Here is a 23,650-nt window from a genome sequence, read left to right on the forward strand (position 1 = left end):
AACGGGGAGGGCGATGCCCTCCCTGTCGGGCTCAGCCTCACTTCATCTCGATGATGACCTGCTCCTGCCACTTCTGCGGCAGGGCCTTGGAGGTCTTCTCCCAGACTTCGGCGTTCTCGATGGGTTTGGCAGCCTTGTACTGCTCGTTGGGCAGCAGCTTGGCCTGCACGTCCTCCGGGAGCTTCAAATGCTCGGCACGGATCGGGCGGGCATTGCCCTTGGCGAGGTTGATCTGGCCGGCGTCGCTGAAGATGTACTCACGCGCCAATTTGGCGGCGTTGGGGTGCTTGGCGTACTTGTTGATGATCGTGGTGTAGCCGGAGATCACCGAGCCGTCCTGCGGAATCAGCACCTCGAAGCGCTTGGGGTCGATCTGCTCGCGGTAGCTCAGGCCGTTGAAGTCCCACACCACACCGACTTCGACTTCGCCCTTCTCCAGGGTCTGGATGGTCGGGTTGGCCAGCGACAGGCGCCCTTGCTGGGCGAGCTTGGTGAACAGTTGCAAGCCTGGCTCGATGTTGGATTCGTTACCTTTGAAGGCGATGGCCGCCGCCAGCACGCCATTGGCGGCCTGTGCAGCCGTGCCAACGTCACCGATGGCGACCTTGTACTCGCCCTTCTCAAGATCTTTCCAGGTCTTGGGCCGTTCCTCTTCCTTGACCAGATTCTTGTTGATGATGAAGGCGATGGTGCCGGTATAGGCCAGGGCCCAGTGACCGTCTTTGTCCTTGGCCCATTCTGGCACCTGATCCCACGTGCTCGGTTTATAGGGTTGGGTCACGCCCTTGGCCGCCGCGATGGGGCCGAAGGCGGCGCCGACGTCGCCGATATCGGCGCTGGCGTTGTCTTTTTCGGCGTCGAACTTGGCGATTTCCTGCGCTGAGCTCATGTCGGTGTCGCTGTGCTTGAGGCCGTACTTGCTGGCTAGATCATCCCAGGTGCCTTTCCAGTTGGCCCACGCATCGGGCATGCCCACGCTGTTGACCGTGCCTTCCTTGCGGGCGGCCTCTTCCAGGCTGTTGAGGTCGGTATCGGCGGCCATGGCCGTGGTGCACAGGGCGATGGCCGAGCCCAGCAGTGACGCCATGAAGAACTTTTTCATCCGAAGCTCCTAGGGTGGGGTGCCTTGCAATCGTGGTGATGGACCTTGTTGTGTCTGCGGTTGATGCAGGCCTTGCTGCACAGGGTTGGTCTAGGTCAGCAAACCTTGCGCCAAGGTAGGCGGCGTGCATGACAGTTTGATGTAGGCGGGATCGGCTTTCCCTGGGTAACAAGGCCTGAATGCCAAGCGTAGACCACAACCCGGCCCTGGATTGACGGGCCCCTGACAGGTTCAGGAGGCGCTGGGCGACGGGCTTGTCACAGGATGTTCACGCGCGCTGCCTACGCTGACAGCCAACGCCCACCTGCCCTTTGTTGGGGCTGGTCTAGTCCAGATAGGTAACTTTCGATGCAGTCGACCCCCGCGCGGGCGGTAACAGCTATCTGCCATGCCTTGCAGGAGCAAATCGAGCATGGCCTGCTTGTGCCGGGTGGCAAGCTGCCGGCCGAGCGCAAGCTCAGCGATGTATTCGCCACCACCCGCATCACCTTGCGCGAGGCGCTGGTGCAACTCGAAGCCCAGGGATTGATTTATCGCGAGGAGCGCCGCGGCTGGTTCGTCGCCCCCGAGCGCCTGACCTACGACCTGATCGAGCGCAGCCATTTCCATGCCATGGTGTTGCAGCAGGGACGGGCTCCGGGCACCGAGCTGCTCTCGGCGCGTCTGCAGCCGGCGTCGGCCAGCATCTGCGCGCGCTTGCGTCTGCCAGCGCTGTCAAGCGTGGTGCGCATCTGTCGCTTGCGGCGCATCGACGGTCGGGGCGTGCTCTACGCCGAGCACTACCTGAATCCGCATCACTTCCCCGGAATACTCGAACGTGACCTGGGGCAGTCGCTCACCGAGATCTACGCCCGCGACTACGGCATTCGTTACGGCCAGGTGTGCTTCGAAATACTGCCGACCGCACTGCCGCCGGAGGCCGCCACGGCGCTGCGGGTATCCACGGGAAGTCCTGGTTTGCACATCACCCGGGTCAACAGCGATCAGCATGGGCACCTGATCGACTGTGACCTGGAGTACTGGCGGCATGACGCGATCCGTATTCGCGCCGAGGCCGGCTGATCCGGTCTCACGCCAGCCTAGCTGGAGGCCCCGGCACCCACCTCAGCCATCGCCCCGCCGCCCGCCGTCACCACCTGCACCGACAGCCGCGGCGTTGCCAGGTCCAGTCCGGCCTCGTCGAGTTGGCGCTTGAGCGCCAGGTTGAACGCCCGCGACACCTCCCACTGTTTGATCGGCGCGGTCTTGAAGCGTGCACGCAGGATCGCCGAGCCGGACTCGAAGCTCTCCACGCCTTGCAGCTCCAGCGGCGACCAGATGTTGCGGCGCATCAGCGGATCGCTGCGCAGCTTCTGGCCGACTTCGCGGATCAGGGTGATGGCCTGGTCGATGTTCATGCTGTGCGGAATGGCCACGCGGAAGATCGCGTAGCCGAACTCGCGCGAGTAGTTCTTGATGCTCTTGATTTCACTGAACGGGATGGTGTGCACAATGCCGTCGATGTCGCGCAGGCGCACGGTGCGGATGGTCAGGCCTTCGACGGTGCCCAGGTGACCCCCGACATCCACGTAGTCGTCGATGGCCAGGCTGTCTTCGATGATGATGAACAAGCCGGTGATCAAGTCCGCCACCAGCGACTGGGCACCGAAACCGATGGCCAGGCCGATGACACCGGCACCGGCCAGCAGTGGCGTGACGTTCATGCCCATGTTGGCCAGCGCGACGATCAGCGCGATGATGAAAATGGCCACGAACAGCACGTTGCGAATCAGCGGCATCATGGTTTGCGCGCGGGCGTTGGCCAAGCCGCGGCGCGAGCGGATGAGGGCGTGGTGCACCGCGGTATCGGCCAGGATCCATACCAGCCAGGCGGCGATCAAGGTACCGGCCAGGCCCATCAGGCGCACGCTGACGTCATGGCCGTCACCCTCGGCGAAGCTGATCATCGACAAGCCCCACACGCGCAAGCCCAGCTCGATGAACAGCAGCCAGATGAACAGGTGCACCAACGCGTAGCCGAAGTTCTTCAGGCGCTCGGCATACACCGCCTGGCGCTTGTGGACGTTCTGCGGTTTGGCGGCATGGCGGCGCACCAGGCCGTTGAGCACCATGCACACCACCACCAGCACCGTGCACATCAGCGACTGGCGCAGGGCGGTGCTGGTGTCGCCGGCGGAGACGAAGGTGGCGAACAACGAAATGGCCACCAGAATCAGCGCCGGAACGAACCAGAAACTGCCCAGCAGCTCGATGGTGTCGCTCAGGGTACGGCGGGTCAGGCGCCGCGATAGCGGCTGGTTGCGGATCAGGTGGGCGATGGGGCGGCGGAAGCGCAGGATGAACAACCCGGTGCACAGCGCGGCCAGGACGTTGGTCACCGTGGCAATGGCGTGAGCCAGGTGAGTGCCCAGGGCGGCGGTCAGGCGCGGATCGCTCATGGCCTCGCCGAAGGCGGCGAAGCTGCCGATCAGCCACAGTGGGCGGAACGCCTGGTGACGTAGGATATGCAGGGCGCGGTGGCGATGCGGGCCGTCGAGCAGCGAGAAGGCGATCACACAGATGGCCGAGAAACAGGTGCCGATCACCAGCGCGTAGGCCAGTACCATGGCCAGGGATTTGCCCAGCGAAGGCGGCAGGGCGAAGCTCAGGTACACCGTGAAGATCAGCGCCACCAGCCAGGGGCCGAGTTTGCGCAGGGCAAAGCGCACCAGGTCCCAGGTGCGCGGATGCTGGGGCAGTTCTTCGGTCAGGCCGAAACGGATGCGCACGCGGTGGCCGATCCAGTTGAACGCATAGGCCAGCAGGCTCCACACGGCGATGACCGCCGCGAAGCCGAAGAGAATGGCGGGCCACTGGTGCACCGGCACCACCAGATCGGCCAATTCGACCTTGGCTTGCTCCAGTTCCTGCGACCAGCGCACGAAGGGACTGGCGTCGCCGCTGAACTGCTGCTCGAAGTCGTGCAGCGCCCCGCCGATCAGGCCCAGCACGCCCTGCTCGACGCTCGGTTGCGTCTGTTTGCTGGCGTCGCGCAGCTTTTTCAGATCGGCCAGCAGCTTGGTGCGCTGCTGGTCGTTTTCGAGGTTCTTGATCACCTCGTCGAGCGACTTGCTCAACGGCTCGGTGGCTTGGGGCTGCGCGGGCGTGCTGGAGCTCAGCAGGCCGGGCAGGCCTGCGGCCTGTACCGGGACGACGACGATCAACAGCAGCAGGGCAAGGCAACGCAGAAAGGCTGGCACCGGGAAATCTACCTCAGGTCAAACGATGGGCCGAGTGTAGAGGTTTATGCCGGGAGTTTCTCCAGGATCGTCCAGCAGGTGACGGCAAAGATGCCTAGCGTGCCGATCCACATCATCACCACGCCGATAGTGCGCTGGCGCAGGCTGAAACCCACGGTCAGCAGCAACAGGAACAGGAAGACGGGCAGGAACAAAGAAAGGAAAGGCGACATGAACAGAATCCTTCTGTCTGGAAGTGTCGGTAATCGAGCCGGGAGCGGCGTTTGCCTTCACCGGCATGCCCGCTCCCAGAGCCCGATACTACACCCTGCCTGGCCGCGTGTCGGCGATCAGGGCAGTTCCCGGGTGCAGTAGAACGCCGTCAGCACTTTGACCAGATGCGCCAGGTCCTGGCTACCGCACAGTTCGCGGATCGAATGCATGGCGAAGGTCGGCAGGCCGATGTCGACGGTGCGCACGCCCAAATGGCTGGCGGTGATGGGACCGATGGTCGAGCCGCAGCCCATGTCGCTGCGCACCACAAAGCTTTGTACTGGCACTTCCTCGGCCATGCACAGGTGGCGGAAGAAACCGGCGGTCTCGCTGTTGGTGGCGTAGCGCTGGTTGCTGTTGACCTTGATCACCGGGCCGGCGTTGAGCTTGGGGCCATGGTTGCCGTCGTGCTTGTCGGCGTAGTTCGGGTGCACGCCATGGGCGTTGTCGGCCGACACCAGCAGCGAGCGCTGGATGCTGCGCACATACTCGTCGCCGTCCGGCAGCAGGCGCTGCAGGGTCTGCTCGAGCATCGGTCCGTCGGCACCGCAGGCCGAGCAGGAACCGATTTCCTCGTGGTCGGTGCACACCAGCACGCAGGTTTCGTCGCTGTCGGCTTCGAGCAGCGCCTGCAGGCCGGCGTAGCACGACAGCAGGTTATCCAGGCGGGCGCCGGCGATGAAGTCGCCGTGCAGCCCGATGACCGCCGCGTCTTGGGTGTCGTAGAAGCTCAGCTCGTAATCGAGCACCACATCGGCGATCAGGCCATGCTCACGGGCCAGTTGTTCGGTGAGCAGTGCGCGGAAATCGACGCGCTCGTCGCCGGCCACCTGGGCCAGGATCGGCGGGAGTTCGTTCTGCGCATTGATCGCCCAGCCGTCATTGGCCCCCGGTTGAGGTGGATGGCCAGGTTGGGAATGATGGCGATCGGCAGCTTGAAGTCCACCAGTTGGCTCTCCACCCTGCCGTCGCGGCGGAAGGTGACCCGGCCGGCCAGCGACAGGTCGCGGTCGAACCAGGGCGCGAGCAGGGCGCCGCCATAGACTTCCACGCCCAATTGCAGGAATCCGTGGCGCTGCAGCTCCGGCTGCGGCTTGACCCGCAGGCACGGGCTGTCGGTGTGCGCGCCGACCAGGCGCATGCCGCCGATCAGCGGTGAGTGCTTGCCCCGGCGCACGGCGATGATCGAGGAGTCGTTGCGGGTCACGTAATAGCGCCCGCCCGGCACCGTGTCCCAACTGTCACGCTCGTCCAGGCGCTGATAGCCCGCTGCGTCAAGGCGCTTGGCCAGGCTGGCGGTGGCGTGGAAGGGCGTAGGGGAGGCCTTGAGAAAGTCGATCAGGCCGGTGTTCAGTGCTTCACGCATAACTCACTCCAAATTCGAGCTTCAAGCGGCAAGCTGCAAGCTTCAAGCAAAGACGGTCGGCGGGGCAAGCGGTCTGCCGAGGTGCCGGCATTTTTTCTTGACGCTTGCCGCCCGCCACTGGCCGCTCAGAACGGCGCGGGGCACTCGAACTTCAACCGCTGGCCGGACACCGGATGGGTGAAGCTGAGCATCGAGGCGTGCAAGCACAGGCGGTCGTGAGCGGCCAGGGCCTCGGGATTGGCGTACAGCCGATCGCCCAGCAACGGGTGGCCGATGGAAAGCATGTGCACCCGCAATTGGTGCGAGCGGCCCGTGATCGGTGTCAGCTCCACGCGGCAGTGGTCGGCGTGGCGTTCCAGCACGCGCCAGAACGTCAGGGCATGCTTGCCCTGTTCATGATCGACCACGTGACGTGGCTTGGTCGGCGGATCGTAACGCAGCGGCAGGTCGATGCTGCCGCTGTCCAAGACCGGCTGACCCCAGCACAGTGCGGTGTAGGCTTTTTCGGTTTCGCGGTCATGGAACTGGCGCGACAGCTCGCGGTGGCTGTCCGCATCACGGGCCAGCAGGATGATGCCGGAGGTTTCCCAGTCCAGGCGATGGACGATCAGCGCCTCGGGATAGCCGTTTTCCTGGAGGCGGGTGATCAGGCAGTCCTTGTTGTCTTCGGCGCGACCTGGCACCGACAGCAGCAGGGTCGGTTTGTTGATCACCAGAATGGAAGCATCCTGATGCAGGATGTGGATGTTCGACAGCGGCATTGCGGGGTCTCTGTACAAAGCAGCGGGGCTGCGTGCAGCCCATCGCGCAATGCCTTCGCCCCTGCCGATGCTCTGGCCAAAGGCGCGGACCCCTCCCGCGATGGGCTGCAACGCAGCCCCGATGTGCTAGACCGGATCAGCGATCCGGCAGGGTGATGTTCAGCTCGAGGATCGAGCAACTGCCCTGGTTCTCCAACTCGATGTGCACGTCGTCATTGCCGATGTTCACATACTTGCGGATCACTTCCAGCAGTTCCTTCTGCAGCGCCGGCAGGTAGTCCGGTTCACTGCGTTGGCCGCGCTCATGCGCCACGATGATCTGTAGACGCTCTTTCGCTACCGACGCGCTGCTCTGTTTCTGTCTGCCACGAAAGAAGTCAAAAAGGTTCATGGTTTATTTGCTCCCGAAAATGCGCTCGAAGAATCCCTTCTTCTGTACGTCGATGAAGCGCATCGGCTTCTCTTTGCCCAGCAGGCGGTCGACGGCGTCGCTGTAGGCCTGACCGGCATCGCTCTGGTCGTCGAGGATGACCGGGATGCCCTGGTTGGAAGCCTTGAGCACCGCCTGGGATTCGGGAATCACGCCCTTGAGCTTGATCGACAGGATCTCTTCGACGTCGGCCACGCTCAGCATCTCGCCCTTGACCACGCGCTCGGGGTGGTAGCGGGTGATCAGCAGGTGTTCCTTGATCGGCTCCTTACCGTTCTCGGAACGGCGCGACTTGCTCGACAGGATGCCCAGCATGCGGTCCGAGTCACGGACCGAGGAAACCTCGGGGTTGGTCACGACGATGGCCTCGTCGGCGAAGTACATCGCCAGGTGTGCGCCTTTCTCGATACCGGCCGGGGAGTCGCAGATCACGTACTCGAACTGCTCCTTGAGCTCCATCAGGACTTTTTCCACGCCTTCCTGGGTGAGCGCGTCCTTGTCACGGGTCTGGCTGGCGGCCAGCACGTACAGGTTCTCCAGGCGTTTGTCCTTGATCAGGGCCTGCTGCAGGTTGGCTTCGCCGTTGACCACGTTGACGAAGTCATACACCACGCGGCGCTCACAGCCCATGATCAGGTCGAGGTTACGCAGACCGACGTCGAAGTCGACGATCACCGTCTTGTGGCCACGCAGTGCGAGGCCGGTACCGATGGCGGCGCTGGTGGTGGTCTTGCCCACCCCCCTTTGCCGGAAGTAACCACGAGAATCTTGGCCAAGGTGTTTCACCCCTAAATAAATGGGACCCTAAGTCCCAGCAAATGCAAAAAAGGCAACGGGAAAAGTTGCGCTTAAAATGGCGGCAGTATCCGTTAAAGACGGGTGATGTTCAACACGTCGCCGACCAGGCTCACCTGTACGCCCGAACCCCACAGCGGATCGCGGCGCAGGTCCTCGCAGACCTTGTACTGACCGGCGATGGAGACCATTTCGGCGGTCATCTGCTGGCAGAAGATCCTGGCGCGGGTATTACCTTTGATACCGGCCAATGCGCGGCCACGCATGGCGCCGTAGACATGGATGTTGCCATCGGCGAGAAGTTCCGCACCCGGGCTGACCGAAGCGGTCACCACCAGATCGCCGCCTTGTGCGTAGATCTGCTGTCCACCGCGCACGGGGCTGGTGATGATGCGCGTGGGGCGCACCTCTGGTTCGGCAGGCGGCGGCGCGGGAGCGGGCTCTGGCTTCTTCACTTCCGGTTCCGGCTCCAATGGCCGTTCACGGGCCCCGGAGGGCGGCAGCACCGGCAGGTCGATGGCAATCGCGGCGGCGATATCCTCGATGCGGCTGGCACGAATGGCCAAGGTGCGCAGGCCGTGGTGACGGCAGGTGCGCATCAGTCCGGGCAGATCGATCGCGCCTTCGTCGGCTGGCAGCTTGTCCAGCGCCAGGACCAGCGGTGTGTTGCTGAAGAAATTGGGGGCCTGCGCGACCTTCGCCGCCAATTGGCGGTCGAGGGCCTGGAGGTCGTTGCGCGCCAGTTCCAGCACTGTGATGGCGAGCATGCTGCCCTTGAGCTGGAACACGTTGGCGGAGTCGGGTGTCTGGTTGAGGCTCATGGTCTGCATAGACGACTTGTAACGGAAAAAGTGCCCTGACTTATAGCGATAAGACCGATTGGCCGCAACCTGCGGCCAAAGGTTGTAGAATGCCGGGCCTTTGTCTTACCGGAAGCTTCAATGGATCGTCCGCGGTTTCGTCCCTATTTCCTTCACCCACGTTTCTGGGCCCTGTGGCTGGGCCTTGGCCTGCTGTGGCTGGTGGTGCAGTTGCCGTATCGAGCCCTGCTGGGGCTGGGCAGCCTGTTGGGCGCGGTGATGTATCGCGTGGCCGGCGAGCGCCGGCGCATCGCGGCGCGCAATTTGGAGCTGTGCTTTCCAGAGCTGTCCAGCGACGAACGGCGACAGCTTTTGAAAGACAATTTCGCTTCCACGGGCATCGCCTTCTTCGAGATGGCCATGAGCTGGTGGTGGCCCAAAGAAAGACTGGCGCGGCTGGCCCATATCGAAGGGCTCGAGCATCTGCAGGCGGCCCAGCAGGACGGGCAGGGCGCCATCCTCATGGCGGTGCACTTCACCACGCTGGAGATCGGCGCGGCGCTGCTGGGCCAGGCCCATACCATCGATGGCATGTACCGCGAGCACGGCAACCCGGTGTTCGACTTCATCCAGCGCAGCGGTCGCGAGCGGCACAACCTCGATTCCCTGGCGGTCGAGCGCGAAGACGTACGCAGCATGCTCAAGCTGCTGCGCAGTGGGCGGGCGATCTGGTATGCGCCGGACCAGGACTACGGCACCAAGCAAAGCCTGTTCGTGCCGCTGTTCGGCATCCCCGCTGCCACCGTTACCGCCACCACCAAGTTCGCCCGGCTGGGCAAGGCACGGGTGATCCCCTTCACTCAGAAACGCCTGGAAGATGGCAGCGGCTATCGGTTGGTGGTGCATCCGCCGCTGGAGGACTTCCCAGGCGAGACCGAGGAGGCCGACTGCCTGCGCATCAACCAGTGGGTCGAGTCCGTGCTACGTGAATGCCCGCAGCAGTACTTGTGGGCCCATCGGCGCTTCAAGTCGCGTCCCGAAGGCGCCCCGCGCTTGTACGAGAAAAAGAAGCGCTGACTCCCGATAACCAGGAAGGTATCCATGGCCGCACCTCCCGTCACCGGGCTGATCCTTTCAGGCGGCGGCGCCCGCGCCGCTTATCAGGTCGGTGTACTGGCAGGTATCGCCGAACTGCTGCCGGTGGGTGCGGCCAATCCCTTCCCGGTCATCGTCGGCACCTCGGCCGGGGCTATCAACGCCGTGACCTTGGCCAGCGGGGCCACGCATTTCGGCGATTCGGTGCAGCGCCTGACCCGTTTCTGGCAACACTTTCGCAGTCATTTGGTGCTGCGCAGCGACTGGCCCGGGGTCATCCGCCAGGCCAGTCGCTTCATTGGTCACGGCCTGCTCGGCCTGGGCCGGCAAAGCCCCGTGGCGCTGCTCGACAGCAGTCCCCTGCGTACGCTGCTGCGCGCACATCTGGATCTGGACGGTATCGGTCGCGCCCTCGACAGCGAGCAATTGCGTGCAGTAGCGATTACCGCCTTCGGTTACCAGTCGGGCCAGGCGGTGACCTTCTACCAGGGTCGTGGCGCCATCGAGCCGTGGCTGCGGCATCGGCGCATTGGCGTGCCCACGGCCCTGAGCGTCGAGCACCTGCTGGCCAGTTCGGCGATCCCGTTACTGTTCGCGCCGGTGCGCCTGGGCGATGAGTACTACGGGGATGGCGCTGTGCGTCAGTCGGCGCCGATCAGCCCGGCGCTGCATCTGGGGGCCAGCCGCGTCCTGGTGGTGGGCGTCAGCGGTAACCCTCAGCGCCCGGTGTCGCCCGTGCAGCGCGCGCGGGTGTTCAGTGGTCGACAGCCGAGCCTGGCGCAAATTGGCGCGCACCTGCTCAACAGCACCTTCATCGATAGTCTGGAAGACGACATCGAGCTGCTGCAGCGACTCAATCACCTGAGTCATCTGATACCGAGCCATGTGGAGGGCCGGCGTCTGGGGTTGGCGCCCATCGAGGTATTGGTGGTGGCGCCCAGCCAGCCGCTGGACGAGATAGCCGCGCGTCACCGCCGGGAACTGCCTGCCGCATTGCGCCTGTTCCTACGCGGACCTGGGGCGACCAAAACCAGTGGCGCCGGGGTGCTCAGCTACCTGTTGTTCGAGGCCAGCTATTGCAGTGAATTGATCGAGCTTGGACGCAGCGATGCCTTGGCCAAGCGGCGCGAGCTGTCGCAGTTTCTGGGTTTGCCGGGCTGAGGGGGTAGCGGGTCGAATCTTAGAGAGCGACCCACCCCTGTGGTGAGCGGGGGTGGGTCGCTGGGAGGCGGCAGCCGATCTACTCGGCAATTTGCAGCTTGCGTGCCTGGGTATAGACGTAGCGGACCTTCTCGTACTCGAACGGCGAGTTGGTCTGCCCATAGCGGAAGTTGGTGGAGTAGCGTCGGTCGATCGCTTTGAGCAAAGTGATTTCCGGGTGATCGCTGCTGGTTTCGGCCACGTCGAGGAAATTCGCCTCACGCTCTCCCACGTAATCCACCACCAGGCCCGTGGTATCGCGCAGGTTCGAAGGCCCGAAGATCGGCAGCATGAGGTACGGTCCTTCCGGGACGCCGTAGAAGCCCAGGGTCTGGCCGAAGTCCTCGCTCTGGCGCGGCAGCCCCATCTTGGTCGCCGGATCCCACAGCCCGCCCACACCGATCAAGGTGTTGAACATCAGCCGCGCAGTGATTTCCGCCGAGCGCTTGCCCTTGAGTTGCAGCAGGCTGTTGAACAGGTTCGGTACATCGCCCAGGTTGTTGAAGAAGTTGCTTACGCCGGTACGTACGAACTGCGGCGTCACGTAGCGGTAGCCGTCGACGGCTGGAATGAACACCCATTGGTCGAAGCGGTAGTTGAAGTGATAGATGCGCCGGTTCATCGACTCCAGTGGGTCGTAGACGTTGAGCGCGGCCAAGGTGGAGCGCTCGAATTCGCGCTGGTCGAGGCCAGGGTTGAATTTCAGCTCGCGCATCGGGTCGAGGAAGCCGTCCGACTCCACGGTCGGGGCGGCCGTCACGTCAGCCTCGATGACGCTGGTACGCGGGGCGGTTTCAGCCGCCAGGGCGCTGGTGCTGATGAGCAGGGCGAGGGCAAGTACGAGTCTGTCAGCCACGGAAGAACTCCAGCATGTCTTTGGCGTTGACACGGTAGTTGAGGTTGCCGCAATGGCCGCCGTGTGGGTAGAGGGTCAGGCGATCGCCGAACACTTTGCGCAGGAAACCGATGTCGCCGGGGCCGAGAATGACGTCGTCGGCGTTGTGCATCACGGCGATCTTCGGGCTGTCACGCAAGTAGTCGGTCAGGGCGTAGAGGCTGACTTGGTCGATCAATTGCAGCAGGTTGTTGCCGTCAGTGCGCGCTCGCCACATGGGAATGACCTGTTCGGTCAGGTAGCAATCGAAGTCGCATTGCAAGGCGCGCTTGAAGAACGGCGTCAGGCTAGTGCTTTCGGTGATTGGAAACTTCGGAGGAATGATCAGGCCGCGGCGGTTGATCAGGTCTGAGGTGAAGGCGATGTCGGCGGCGGAAAAGCGGAACGAGGTGCCGATCAGCATGGCCATCTGTTCGTTGGACAGGTGCTCGCGCGACTGCTGGAAGTCGTACAGCAGGGCGTCATTGAGGTCGACGAAGCCCTTGTCCTGGAAGTAGCGGGTGAGCTTTTCCAGCATCAGTTCATAGAAGGTGGTGCTGCGGTCGATGCCTTTGACCTGGGTCTGCACCATCTTGTCGAGGTTGTTGATCGAGGTATACAGGTTCACCGGCGGGTTGAGCAGCAGCACGCGCTTGAAATTGAAGCTGCGACGGGTCTCGTCCAGGTGGCTGACGAACGCAGCGTCCAGCGCACCGAGGCTGTAGCCGGTGAGATAGAAGTCGCTGATCGGCAGGCGCGGATGTTGGGCGCGCACGGCCTGCATGACCCGGTACAAGTCTTCGGCATCCTCGCGGCTGACGCCGGGGGTGGCGAAGCGCGAGGCGGCGCTCATGAAGTCCCAACTGGTCGGCGAGGACAACTGCACCACGTGGTAGCCGTCCTGGTAGAACAGTTTCTTGAGATATTCGTTGATGGTGCTGCTGTAGGGCGCGCCGGTGCCGGCGATGATGAACACCAGCGGCGCCTTGTGATCCTGACGCGCCAGGCGGTAGCGCAGCTTCTTCACCGGCCAGAAGTTGTCCGGCAGCGTGAATTCGCGCTCAGGGCGCAGCGTCAGGCTGTAGTCGGATTGGTCGATGTCGTCATCGCTGGGCAGCGTCGGACGTTGGTCCGGCGGTGTCGTGGCGATGGTCGCTTCGAACGGGTTGGTCAGCGGATAGCCGTAGGTGGCCGGATCTATGTCCCGCGCGGAAGCAGCCGCAGCCAGGAGCAGGCCGCACAGCAGGGCGGCGAGGCGCAACGGTCGAAGCATGGAGAGTCCCCCAGGAGACGGCAAAGGCAATGTGGAGCTAGGACCATCAGGATGATGGCAAAGTTGCTTGGCGCGCGGTCGTTTATGGTGGCTGATGTTGCCGTGAAAGTGGCTGGCGCGGCAATGGTCGGCATGACGATTCTGGCCACGCTCAGAGATTGGGCCTTGCGCCATGAGTCTGGGGGATTATCCTGAGCGCCGATGACATTCTTCCGGAGCTGTGCATGAGTCGCTCGATGCCTGTAGTTGCGCTGTTGCTGCTGCTGCCGTTATGGCTGGCGGCCAGTTATGGAGTGCGCTACGGCTTGATGGAGGACAGCCAGTGGGTGGGCCTGTGCAGCGTGCCGGCCGCGCACTGGCAATGCCAGGTGCGCTCAATGCTGGGGTTGTGGATTCACTTCCAGTGGATCGGCTGGCTGGGGCTGGGGCTGGCGCTGCTAAGCCAGGTATTGCGCGGGCGCGCAGGCTGGTGGTTGGCCGTGCTGGCGCTGCTGGCCGGGCTGTCGGCCTTGGTGCTGTACACGGCCAGCCTGGCCGTGTTCGCCGTGGTGCTGGCTGGGCTGCGCCTGGTCCGCGATGCCGGCACGCGAAATCGCGCCGGCTGAGGGAGCAGCTTGCGCCGCCTCAGGCAACGGCAGGCGCGAGCACGCTGCGCCGACATGTCAGTGCCCCTACACAGAGGAACGACGTCAGCGCCAGCGCCGAGTAGAACACCGCCAGGGGCCACCATTGGCCTGCCGCCTGCCCGGCAATCAGGGTGCCGACCATCGGCGTGGTCCCGCCGATCAGCGCGCCGCAGGCTTGGTAGGCCAACGAAATGCCCGAATAGCGCTGGGCGACTGGGAACACATCGGTGATGTAGCCGGCGATCACGGCATAGAACGCCGAGGAGAACACCTTGGCCAGCGCGATGCCGAGGATGATCATCGTTCCTTGTCCGGTGGAAACGAGGCTGAACATGACGTACGGCACCAGTATGCTGATGCCCGAGGTCACCAGCAGGAAGCGACCTGCACCCACCTTGTCAGCGAGCCAGGCGGCTATCGGCTGGTTAATCAACTGCACGAGTGCGACCACCGACAGGCATTCGAGGATCACCGAGCTCTTGATGCCCATGTACTGGGTGGCGTAGGCGATCATGAAGGTGTTGGTGAAGTAGGCCGACGAGATACCGATGGTGCAGGCACCCATTACCAGCAGGATCAATGGCCAGGCATCACGGACCACGGTCTTGACCGGCGATTTCGCCGGTTGACCCTGCTGGGCCAGCGCCTCGAACTCAGGTGACTCATGCACGCCGCGGCGGATCACGAACGCCAGCAACAGCAGCACGATGCTGCCGATGAACGGCAGTCGCCAGCCCCAGGCGTACATGTCGGCCTCAGGCATCTCGGTGATGAAACGGAACACCATCAGCGACAGCACCAGCCCCGCCGGGCTGCCCAACTGGGCGAACGAGGCGTAGAAGCTCTTCTTGCCCTCCGGTGCATGCTCGCTGGCCAGCAGCACCGCGCCTCCCCATTCGCCGCCCACGGCAATGCCCTGCAGGATACGCAGGCCCACCAGCAGCACCGGTGCCCAGAAGCCTGCCTGCGCATAGGAGGGCAACAGGCCGATGCCCACCGTCGAGACGCCCATCAGCACCAGCGTCAGGATCAGCGAGTACTTGCGTCCGAAGCGATCGCCCAGGTGACCGAAAATGATGCCGCCCAACGGTCGAGCGACGAAGCCTACCGCCAGCGTGGCGAAGGACGACAAGGTGCCGACCAGTTGGCTGCTGCCTGGAAAGAACACGTGGCTGAAGATCAGCGCCGAGGCCGTTGCATAGATATAGAAGTCGAACCACTCGATGAGGGTGCCGAGGAATGAGCCGGCGGCAGCCCTTATGGGTTGCCGGGCACGGGGCTGCGCTTGGGCGCGCGGGGTACTGGAACTGGACATCGTGGCTACCTTTGATTTGTTGTTGGCATTGTCAAAAGGAATCAAGCCGGTGTTGGTTTCTGCGTCTGTCGCGCTGTACCGGCGCTGCGGGTTAACGCGCCAGCGGGCGAGTGGTGTAGGGACGGTTGATCGACTCCAGCGCGTGCGCGAACGCCAGCAATCGCTGCTCGTCGCGGTAGCGGCCGACGATCTGCAACCCCACCGGCAGGCCCTGCTCACTGAAGCCGCAAGGCAGCGACAGGGCCGGGTGGCCGGTCAGGGTGATCAGCGAACAGCTGTTCATCCAGTCGATGTAGGTCTGCATCGGCTGCTCGCCGATCTGTGTCACGTAAGGCTGTTCGACCGGGAAGGGCAGCACCTGACTGACCGGAGCGACCAGGAAGTCGAAGCGCTCCAGCAGTGCTTGCAGCTCTCGGAACAGCCGTGCACGGACTGCTTCGGCGTCCATCACATCCTGGGCCGTGAAGGTGCTGGCCTGCTCGATGTTCCAGATCACGGTGTCCTTGAGCAGGTGGCGATTGCCCTGCAGAAGGTCGGCATAGCCGCCGGCGTAGGTGAGCGCGCGCAAGACCTGGAAGGCCCGTGCGCCGCCTGTGAAGTCGGGCTCTGCCAGTTCGACCGTGCAGCCCAGCTCGTCCAGGCGTCGCACGCCAGCCTCGGTGACGGCGCGTACCTGCGGATCGACTGGCAGCCCGCCCAGGTCGGGGCTGTAGGCGATGCGCGCGCCTTTGAAATCGTGCTCTGCCAGCGTCGTCACTGGATAGGTGTGCGACTGCAGCGACAGGGGGTCGCGCGGGTGTTGGCCTGCGATCACGCTGAGCAGCAGTGCGACATCGGCCACGCAGCGCCCCATGGGGCCGGCCACGGTCAGTTGGCCGAAGCTGTTGGCGTTGGGCAGATTCGGCACCCGACCGATGGACGGGCGCAAACCGACGATGTTGCAGAAGCTCGCCGGATTTCTCAGAGAACCGCCCATGTCGGTGCCGTCTGCCAGTGCCACCATGCCGGTGGCCAAGGCCACGGCCGATCCGCCGCTGCTGCCGCCACAGGTCAGCTCCGGTGCGTAAGGGTTTCGCGTGGCGCCGAACACTTCGTTGAAGGTCTGCGAACCTGCGCCGAATTCCGGCAGGTTGCTCTTGCCCAGCAGGATCGAGCCGGCGGCGGCCTGGCGCTGCACGATCAGTGAGTCCTGATCGGGGACATGCTCGGCGTAGACCTTCGAGCCCCAGGTGGTGCGCATGCCTGCGGTGAGGAACGAGTCTTTGTGCGCCACCGGCAAGCCATGCAGCGCGCCGAGCGTTTCGCCCTTGGCCTGTCGCTGATCGGCGGCCTCGGCGCGCTCGAGTGCGCCTTGCGCATCCACTGTGACCAGTGCATTGAGCGTCGGATTGTAGCGCTCCAGTTGTGTCAGGCACGCCTGCGTCAGTTCACGTGCGGACAGATGCCCGGCGCGGATTTCGGCCGCCAGCTCCCAGGCCGGTCGGGTGGCTAGGCCGGTATCGGTGTCATCATCCATACTAAGCTCCATGTATCGTTCTACAATACTTATTATCGTTTATTGATACTAGGTATACCCCGTGCTGGAGTGCGGGTCAATATGGGGTAAGCTGCTCCTCCTTTTACGGAACCCGCCAGATATGAATGACCGCGCTACCCGCCAGCAGCATCCGCAGTTCATCGAGACCTTGGACAAAGGTATCCGTGTGTTGGAAGTGTTCCGGGCAGGGCAGTCATCGCTGGGGCTGACAGAGCTGGCTCAGGCCTGCGACATGACCAAGAGCGCCGCGCAGCGCTTCACCCATACCTGGTGCGAGCTGGGCTATCTGGCCAAGGATGAGTCTTCGCGCCGCTACAGTCTCACTCACAAGGCGCTGGAGCTGGGCTTTCTCTACCTGAACGCCTCGCCGTTGGTCAGCCGCGCGCTGCCCGCGTTGAAGTTGATTCGCGAGCGCTGCAACCTCACGGTCAATCTCAGCGTGCTGTCGGGGCACGACATCGTCTATGTGCTGCGAGTGCCGGGGCCGAACCAGACCTTCGCCGAAATGCTGCCGGGCCGGCGCATGCCGGCCTGGTGCACCTCGGCCGGCCGGGTGCTGCTCGCCGATCTACCGCCTGAGCGCGTGCAGGCCAGCCTGGAACAGGTGGTGCCGACGGCGTTCACCGGGCAGACGGAAACGGACAAGGCGACGTTGCTGCAGTGCATCCGCCAGGCCGCCGAGCAGGGTTACTCGCTGACCCAGGAACAGGTACTGGTCGGTCAGGTGGGCATCGCGGCGCCGATTCGCAACGTGCACTTCCAGGTGGTGGCGGCCATCAATATCACCGCGCAGTTGAGTGTCTGGCCGGTGGAGCGGGTGCGGCAGGAGTTGCTGCCCTTGCTCATGGAGGTCAGCCAATCGGTGATCGTTGGCTGAGTCCTTCCAGGTCGCGCGTCGTTCATCGCGTGCGCAGGCTGCGCCACAGCGCTGCGGTCATCAGCAGGCTGGCGGCTGCCCAGCCCCACGCCTGAGGGTTGTACAGGCCCTCCTGATAGAGCTGCGGCGCAATGCCGGCGCCGACGATGAAGGCCAGCAGCGCCGCTTCGGCCCGTCGCGTCGGCACCGGGCGTAGCAGGTACACCAGAGCTGGCACCAGCAGGGCCGCACTGGGAAAACTGCGATAGCGCGCGTCGAAGACCATCGCCAGCATGCTCACCGCGGCGGCAAATCCGGCCGCCAGCAGCCAGCCACCGGCACGCGCCTCGAGCCAGAGGAACAGACGCTGACGCCAGCCGTCGCGCTGCGCCAGCGCCAGCGCGCCATGGCAGAGCACCACCATATTCAACCCCGCCAGCAGCAGCACCCAGAGCCACTCTCCGGCAAAGCGCGCGTTGGTCCGCGCCAGCTCGCCCCACAGGCCCAGGCAACCGGCACCGGTGGCGGCCAGCAGCGGTAGCAGCCACGCCGCACGGGCCTGTGCCGGGCGACCGGCCAGGGTCAGGATCAGCAGCGTGAGTGCGATACTGGCCAACCACCACTGCGGCCACAATGGCAGGTTGCTGACCGGCCCTTCGAGCACGCCCTTGTCCTGCCGGTCGGCGTCGTACAGCCCCCAATAGCCGCCCACGGCGCCCTCGCTGGCACGCTTCCACGGTTGATCGAAGGCTTCGATCAGGTTGTAGTGCCAGCCGTTGGCCTCGGCCAGCGCGACGAAGCCGCGAACGAAGCGCGCCTCGTTGACCCGACTGGGCTCGGCCGTTTCCCGCTGACGCCCTTCGCTGGGCCAGCCGGTCTCGCCGATGAAGATGTCCTTGGGCGCGAAACGCGCGCCGAACGTTCGTCGTACCTCGGCGACATGGGCCAGGGCGTCGTCGATGCCACGTGGGTCGTCCTCCCAGTACGGCAGCAGGTGGATGGTCAGAAAGTCCACGACTGGCGCCACCTGCGGGTGCTGTAACCAGAACTCCCACACGTCGGCGTAGGTGACCGGCACCTTGACCTGACGTTTCACCCGCGTGATCAATTCGGCCAGACGCTGGCCGGTGACCTCCTTGCGCAGCAGCGTCTCGTTGCCGACGATCACCGCGCTGACCACGTCCGGGTTGGCGTTGGCCGCTTCGACCAGCAGCGCCAGCTCCTTGTCGGTGTCCACCGGGTTGGCGTTGACCCAGGCACCGAGCATCACCTTCAAGCCATGCTTGCGCGCCAGGGCCGGTATGGCTTCCAGGCCGCTCATGGAATAGGTGCGGATGCACTGAAATCGCTCGGCCAGCAGCGCCAGGTCGGCGTCCATGCGCGCCGGGCGCAATCGGAAGGGTTGGTCGAAGGGTGACTGATCCTTGTCGAACGGGGTGTAGGAGGCGCATTGCAGTTTGTGCGTGGGGCTGGCCGCATCAGGCAGGTGGATCGGCCTGCCAAGCCCGTACCAGAGGGCGCCGAGGCCGAGCACGGCGATCAGGCAAGCGAGGCAGTAGGAGAGGGTGATGTGGGGTGGGCTGGGCATCGAGCGGTCCATCGTCTGGCGCGAGTGATCGGGGTAAGCGGTGGATAGTAGCCCGGCGCCAAGCATTTGGCATGCAAGGATCGCGCAGAAGACTTCGGCCCGATGACGCTAATGGCCAAGTGCTGTCGCTGATCGCTCGGTGAAGGTCGTTGATGGAGCAGGTCGCGCGGTCCGGCAGGTCGATGATGGAATCTCCAAGACCTGACGAGGGGATGCTTTCGATGGCGACAATCAAAAGAACGCGACGTTTCCTGGGTGTGGCCGGTGCTTTGGTGCTCGCCATGGGCGCAGGGCAAGCCATGGCCAAGGAAATCAGCATCGGTTACGTGGAGGGCTGGTCCGACAGTGTGGCAACCAGTAACGTGGCCGCCGAAGTGATCAAGCAGAAACTCGGTTACGACGTGAAGTTGCAGGCGGTTGCCACCGGCATCATGTGGCAGGGCGTGGCCACCGGTAAACTCGACGCCATGCTCTCGGCCTGGCTGCCGGTCACCCATGGCGAGTACTGGGCCAAGAACAAGGACAACGTCGTCGACTACGGCCCCAACTTCAAAGACGCCAAGATTGGTCTGATCGTGCCGGAGTACGTCAAAGCCAACAGTATCGCCGACCTCAAGACCGACACCGGCTTCAAGCAGAAGATCGTCGGGATCGACGCCGGTTCCGGTGTGATGATCAAGACCGAGCAAGCTATCAAGGATTATGACCTGACCGGTTACAAACTGACCGCCAGTTCGGGTGCCGGGATGATCGCTGAGTTGACCCGTGCCGAGAACAAGAAAGATTCGGTTGTGGTCACGGGTTGGGTGCCCCACTGGATGTTCGCCAGATGGAAACTGAAATTCCTGGAAGATCCGAAGGGCGTATTCGGCGCTGCGGAGACCGTCAACAGTATCGGTAGTACTCAACTGGCCACCAAGGCGCCGGAAGTGGCCGAATTCCTCAAGAAATTCCAATGGCAGTCAAAAGACGAGATTGGCGAGGTGATGTTGGCGATCCAGGATGGCGCCAAGCCTGAAGCGGCAGCCAAAGACTGGGTGGCCAAGCATCCAGAGCGCGTCAAGGAGTGGACGGGCAAGTAACCGTCAGGGCCGGCGCGCCTGGACCGTGGGCAAACCCGCGATCCAGGCGCGCCGGCCTTTATTTATTGCAGTCCATGTAAAACACTGTTGCATCTAAGACTAAGGTCGTCTGGTTGACGTCCACCGGCAGCATAAAGTTAAGGCGGGTTCTCCCCTTACTGTGTTGCTGCTAGGACAAAAACAATGAACGACAGCATCTACCGATCGATACAAGAAAGTCCGCGTTTCAAGGAGCTGGTCAGCAAGCGCGAGCGCTTCGCCTGGATCCTCTCGGCGATCATGCTCGGCCTCTACTGCGCTTTCATCCTGCTCATCGCCTATGGCCCGCAGATTCTCGGCGCCAAGATCAGCGCCGGTTCGTCCATCACCTGGGGCATCCCCCTGGGCGTGGGCTTGATCCTCTCGGCCTTCATCCTCACCGCCATCTACGTACGGCGCGCCAACGGCGAATTCGATGAGCTGAACAAGGCGATCCTGAAGGAGGCGCAGCAATGATCCGTCACGCCAAAACCCTGGCCGTACTTGCCTGCGGTGCCTTCGCACCCGCCGTGTGGGCTGCCGATGCGATCACCGGCGAGGTGCACAAGCAACCGCTGAACGTCTCGGCGATCGTCATGTTCCTGGCCTTTGTCTGCTTCACCCTCGGCATCACCTATTGGGCCTCCAAGCGCAACAAGTCGGCCTCGGACTACTACGCTGCTGGCGGGCGCATCACCGGCTTTCAGAATGGCCTGGCGATTGCCGGCGACTACATGTCCGCCGCCTCGTTCCTGGGGATTTCCGCGCTGGTCTTCACCTCCGGCTACGACGGCCTGATCTACTCCATCGGCTTCCTCGTGGGCTGGCCGATCATCCTGTTCCTGATCGCCGAACGCCTGCGTAACCTGGGCAAGTACACCTTCGCCGACGTCGCTTCCTACCGCCTCGGACAGAAACAGATCCGCACCTTGTCGGCCTCCGGCTCGCTGGTGGTGGTGGCGTTCTACCTGATCGCGCAGATGGTCGGCGCGGGCAAGCTGATCGAGTTGCTGTTCGGCCTGGACTACCACGTCGCAGTGGTGCTGGTCGGCATCCTCATGTGCCTGTACGTGCTGTTCGGTGGCATGCTCGCCACCACCTGGGTGCAGATCATCAAGGCGGTGCTACTGCTCTCCGGTGCCAGCTTCATGGCACTGATGGTGATGAAGCATGTGGGCTTCGACTTCAACACGCTGTTCTCCGAAGCGATCAAGGTGCACGCCAAGGGCGAGGCGATCATGAGTCCGGGTGGTCTGGTCAAGGATCCGATCTCGGCCTTCTCGCTGGGCCTTGCGCTGATGTTCGGCACCGCCGGCCTGCCGCATATCCTGATGCGCTTCTTCACCGTCAGCGACGCCAAGGAAGCGCGCAAGAGCGTGCTGTATGCCACCGGCTTCATCGGCTATTTCTACATCCTCACCTTCATCATCGGCTTCGGCGCCATCCTGCTGGTCAGCACCAACCCGGACTTCAAGGACGCCACCGGCGCGCTGTTGGGCGGTAACAACATGGCGGCGGTGCACCTGGCCAACGCGGTGGGCGGCAGCGTATTCCTGGGCTTCATCTCGGCGGTGGCCTTCGCCACCATCCTGGCGGTGGTCGCCGGCCTGACCCTGGCCGGCGCCTCGGCGGTATCCCACGACCTGTACGCCAGCGTCTGGCGCAAAGGCAAAGCCAACGACAAGGACGAAATCCGCGTGTCGAAGATCACCACCGTCGCCTTGGGCGTGCTGGCGATCGGTCTGGGCATCCTGTTCGAGAAGCAGAACATCGCCTTCATGGTAGGCCTGGCGTTCTCCATCGCCGCCAGCTGCAACTTCCCGGTACTGCTGCTCTCGATGTACTGGAAGAAGCTGACCACCCGCGGCGCGATGATCGGCGGCTGGCTGGGCCTGATCAGCGCGGTGGGCCTGATGGTGCTCGGCCCGACCATCTGGGTACAGATTCTCGGTCACGAGAAGGCCATCTACCCGTATGAGTATCCAGCGCTGTTCTCGATGCTCATCGCCTTCGTCGGTATCTGGTTCTTCTCGATCACCGACAAGTCCAAGGCGGCCGATGAGGAGCGTGCGCTGTTCTACCCGCAGTTCGTTCGCTCGCAGACCGGCCTGGGTGCTTCAGGCGCTGTCTCGCACTGATTCCTCTTTGGTGATGCACCCATGAAAACGCCCCGCATTGCGGGGCGTCTTCATTTGCGGGCCTGCGGGTGGGTCATATTCTGCCGAGCAACAACAGTACCAGCAGCACGACCAGCACCACGCCGACGATACCGGACGGGCCATAGCCCCAGCTGCGCGAGTGGGGGAAGACCGGTAGGCCACCGATCAGCAGCAGAATGAGGATGATGATGAGGATCGTGGTCATGACAGAGTCCTTGCATGGTTGGGGGTCAAGGGCCACGAATTGCTGGCCTCTTGTAAGCTCCGACTGGCGCCGCTTGCGAAAGATTCCATCGGGTGTCGTGGACACTGTCACAGGGCACTGACTGCCGGGTCATGCCGCTGCATTCACGGGCCTGATGAACCCTGCCCGACGGCTGCGCGTTGATTAGACTCGGCGCTACTTCAGTCAGCACAAGGCCAGGCACCATGCAAGACCGCATCATGATCACCGGCGCAGGATCAGGCCTGGGCCGCGAGATTGCCCTGCGCTGGGCGCGCGAGGGCTGGCGCATGGCGCTGGCCGATGTCAACGAGATCGGTTTGCGCGAAACCCTCGAACAGGTGCGTGCCGCCGGTGGCGAGGGCTTCGTGCAGCGCTGCGATGTGCGCGACTACAGCCAGCTCACTGCGCTGGCCCAAGCCTGCGAGGCGCAGTTCGGCGGAATCGACGTGATCGTCAACAACGCCGGGGTCGCCTCCGGGGGCTTTTTCGCCGAATTGTCGCTGGAGGACTGGGACTGGCAGATCGCGGTCAACCTCATGGGTGTGGTCAAGGGCTGCAAGGCGTTTCTGCCGCTGCTCGAGCGCAGCAAGGGGCGCATCGTCAACATCGCGTCCATGGCCGCGCTCATGCAAGGACCGGGCATGAGCAACTACAACGTGGCCAAGGCTGGCGTGCTGGCGCTGTCGGAAAGCCTGTTGGTGGAGTTGCGGCAGGTGGACGTGGGCGTGCATGTGGTATGCCCGTCATTCTTTCAGACCAACCTGCTCGATTCCTTCCGGGGGCCGAACCCGGCCATGAAGGCGCAGGTCGGCAAGCTGCTGAAAGGTTCGCCCATCAGCGCCGCGCAGATCGCCGAGCATATCCATGCGCAGGTGGCAGCGGGCGAGTTCCTGATCCTGCCCCACGAAGCGGGGCGTGAGGCCTGGCGCCTCAAATGCGCAGCGCCCGAGAAGCTCTACGATGAAATGGCGAGCATGGCGGTGAAGATGCGCGCCAAGGGGCGCTCGTCTCAATAGGGCTGGATTGAGGAGCCGTCTGTAAGGCTTTTTACCTTGC

Annotated in this window: 21 protein-coding genes and 2 pseudogenes; 9 read left to right on the forward strand and 14 right to left on the reverse strand. The window is 63.6% G+C overall.

Annotated features, from left to right (window positions below; genetic code table 11):
- Positions 1–37 precede the first annotated feature (37 nt).
- Entirely contained in the window at positions 38–1,102 is a 1,065-nt protein-coding gene (locus tag GKC70_RS06920) for an extracellular solute-binding protein (protein ID WP_342650858.1), read from the reverse strand.
- A 348-nt stretch (positions 1,103–1,450) separates the two neighbouring features.
- Between GKC70_RS06920 and GKC70_RS06925 the strand changes: the two genes are divergently transcribed.
- Positions 1,451–2,164 carry a UTRA domain-containing protein gene (locus tag GKC70_RS06925; protein ID WP_116888732.1) on the forward strand — a complete coding sequence of 238 codons (714 nt, stop codon included), beginning with the start codon at positions 1,451–1,453 and terminating at the stop codon, positions 2,162–2,164.
- A 17-nt stretch (positions 2,165–2,181) separates the two neighbouring features.
- On the opposite strand, the gene GKC70_RS06930 is transcribed toward GKC70_RS06925, so the two are convergent.
- The 7 genes and pseudogenes from GKC70_RS06930 to minC form a co-directional block, all read right to left on the reverse strand.
- Positions 2,182–4,341 (reverse strand): mechanosensitive ion channel family protein, encoded by a 2,160-nt coding sequence (locus GKC70_RS06930; RefSeq protein ID WP_342650859.1) that lies wholly within the window; start codon positions 4,339–4,341, stop codon positions 2,182–2,184.
- Positions 4,342–4,385: 44 nt separating this feature from the next.
- Positions 4,386–4,553, reverse strand: coding sequence for a hypothetical protein (locus GKC70_RS06935; RefSeq protein ID WP_342650860.1), 168 nt, complete (start codon positions 4,551–4,553; stop codon positions 4,386–4,388).
- Positions 4,554–4,670: 117 nt separating this feature from the next.
- Positions 4,671–5,959 (reverse strand): annotated as a pseudogene (locus GKC70_RS06940) (M18 family aminopeptidase).
- Positions 5,960–6,084: 125 nt separating this feature from the next.
- Positions 6,085–6,720: an RluA family pseudouridine synthase gene (locus tag GKC70_RS06945; protein WP_342650861.1), complete on the reverse strand. Its 636-nt coding sequence runs from the start codon at positions 6,718–6,720 to the stop codon at positions 6,085–6,087.
- A gap of 136 nt (positions 6,721–6,856) precedes the next feature.
- Positions 6,857–7,111 (reverse strand): cell division topological specificity factor MinE, encoded by a 255-nt coding sequence (minE, locus tag GKC70_RS06950; protein WP_021782476.1) that lies wholly within the window; start codon positions 7,109–7,111, stop codon positions 6,857–6,859.
- A 3-nt stretch (positions 7,112–7,114) separates the two neighbouring features.
- A pseudogene (gene minD / locus GKC70_RS06955) lies at positions 7,115–7,926 on the reverse strand (septum site-determining protein MinD).
- A gap of 93 nt (positions 7,927–8,019) precedes the next feature.
- Positions 8,020–8,775, reverse strand: a complete 756-nt coding sequence (minC, locus tag GKC70_RS06960) for a septum site-determining protein MinC (protein WP_342650862.1) — start codon at positions 8,773–8,775, stop codon at positions 8,020–8,022.
- A 111-nt stretch (positions 8,776–8,886) separates the two neighbouring features.
- Here minC and GKC70_RS06965 point away from each other — a divergent pair, with 111 nt between their 5' ends.
- Both GKC70_RS06965 and GKC70_RS06970 read left to right on the forward strand, forming a co-directional pair.
- Positions 8,887–9,822 (forward strand): lipid A biosynthesis lauroyl acyltransferase, encoded by a 936-nt coding sequence (locus tag GKC70_RS06965; protein ID WP_342650863.1) that lies wholly within the window; start codon positions 8,887–8,889, stop codon positions 9,820–9,822.
- A gap of 24 nt (positions 9,823–9,846) precedes the next feature.
- Positions 9,847–11,001: a patatin-like phospholipase family protein gene (locus GKC70_RS06970; protein WP_029611967.1), complete on the forward strand. Its 1,155-nt coding sequence runs from the start codon at positions 9,847–9,849 to the stop codon at positions 10,999–11,001.
- Positions 11,002–11,080: 79 nt separating this feature from the next.
- On the opposite strand, the gene GKC70_RS06975 is transcribed toward GKC70_RS06970, so the two are convergent.
- Both GKC70_RS06975 and GKC70_RS06980 read right to left on the reverse strand, forming a co-directional pair.
- Positions 11,081–11,896, reverse strand: a complete 816-nt coding sequence (locus tag GKC70_RS06975) for a VacJ family lipoprotein (RefSeq protein ID WP_029611966.1) — start codon at positions 11,894–11,896, stop codon at positions 11,081–11,083.
- Positions 11,889–13,187, reverse strand: a complete 1,299-nt coding sequence (locus GKC70_RS06980; protein ID WP_342650864.1) for a serine/threonine protein kinase — start codon at positions 13,185–13,187, stop codon at positions 11,889–11,891. Before GKC70_RS06980 ends, GKC70_RS06975 begins: the two co-directional genes overlap by 8 nt.
- A gap of 224 nt (positions 13,188–13,411) precedes the next feature.
- Here GKC70_RS06980 and GKC70_RS06985 point away from each other — a divergent pair, with 224 nt between their 5' ends.
- Entirely contained in the window at positions 13,412–13,792 is a 381-nt protein-coding gene (locus GKC70_RS06985) for a hypothetical protein (protein WP_342650865.1), read from the forward strand.
- 19 nt (positions 13,793–13,811) lie between these two features.
- Here GKC70_RS06985 and GKC70_RS06990 read toward each other — a convergent pair whose 3' ends face one another.
- Positions 13,812–15,128, reverse strand: coding sequence for an MFS transporter (locus GKC70_RS06990; protein ID WP_342650866.1), 1,317 nt, complete (start codon positions 15,126–15,128; stop codon positions 13,812–13,814).
- Positions 15,129–15,219: 91 nt separating this feature from the next.
- Positions 15,220–16,644, reverse strand: coding sequence for an amidase (locus GKC70_RS06995; RefSeq protein ID WP_342650867.1), 1,425 nt, complete (start codon positions 16,642–16,644; stop codon positions 15,220–15,222).
- Positions 16,645–16,765: 121 nt separating this feature from the next.
- Between GKC70_RS06995 and GKC70_RS07000 the strand changes: the two genes are divergently transcribed.
- Complete coding sequence (locus tag GKC70_RS07000; protein WP_342650868.1) at positions 16,766–17,542, forward strand: IclR family transcriptional regulator C-terminal domain-containing protein; 777 nt, start codon at positions 16,766–16,768, stop codon at positions 17,540–17,542.
- A gap of 22 nt (positions 17,543–17,564) precedes the next feature.
- Here GKC70_RS07000 and GKC70_RS07005 read toward each other — a convergent pair whose 3' ends face one another.
- Entirely contained in the window at positions 17,565–19,121 is a 1,557-nt protein-coding gene (locus GKC70_RS07005; protein WP_342650869.1) for a beta (1-6) glucans synthase, read from the reverse strand.
- 209 nt (positions 19,122–19,330) lie between these two features.
- Between GKC70_RS07005 and GKC70_RS07010 the strand changes: the two genes are divergently transcribed.
- The 3 genes from GKC70_RS07010 (at position 19,331) to GKC70_RS07020 (ending at position 22,347) form a co-directional block, all read left to right on the forward strand.
- Positions 19,331–20,191 carry a glycine betaine ABC transporter substrate-binding protein gene (locus tag GKC70_RS07010; protein WP_342650870.1) on the forward strand — a complete coding sequence of 287 codons (861 nt, stop codon included), beginning with the start codon at positions 19,331–19,333 and terminating at the stop codon, positions 20,189–20,191.
- Positions 20,192–20,374: 183 nt separating this feature from the next.
- Entirely contained in the window at positions 20,375–20,686 is a 312-nt protein-coding gene (locus GKC70_RS07015) for a DUF485 domain-containing protein (protein ID WP_029611961.1), read from the forward strand.
- Positions 20,683–22,347 carry a cation acetate symporter gene (locus GKC70_RS07020; protein WP_342650871.1) on the forward strand — a complete coding sequence of 555 codons (1,665 nt, stop codon included), beginning with the start codon at positions 20,683–20,685 and terminating at the stop codon, positions 22,345–22,347. Before GKC70_RS07015 ends, GKC70_RS07020 begins: the two co-directional genes overlap by 4 nt.
- 73 nt (positions 22,348–22,420) lie before the next feature.
- Here the strand turns inward: GKC70_RS07020 and GKC70_RS07025 are convergent, their stop codons facing one another.
- On the reverse strand, positions 22,421–22,573 hold the full coding sequence (locus GKC70_RS07025; protein ID WP_009682861.1) for a DUF3309 family protein: 153 nt from the start codon (positions 22,571–22,573) through the stop codon (positions 22,421–22,423).
- 224 nt (positions 22,574–22,797) lie between these two features.
- Here GKC70_RS07025 and GKC70_RS07030 point away from each other — a divergent pair, with 224 nt between their 5' ends.
- Positions 22,798–23,610 (forward strand): SDR family oxidoreductase, encoded by an 813-nt coding sequence (locus tag GKC70_RS07030; protein ID WP_342650872.1) that lies wholly within the window; start codon positions 22,798–22,800, stop codon positions 23,608–23,610.
- Positions 23,611–23,650: the final 40 nt, after the last annotated feature.

Source organism: Pseudomonas sp. REB1044 (assembly GCF_038813925.1).
In the GTDB taxonomy this organism is placed as follows: Bacteria; Pseudomonadota; Gammaproteobacteria; order Pseudomonadales; family Pseudomonadaceae; genus Aquipseudomonas; species Aquipseudomonas boreofloridensis.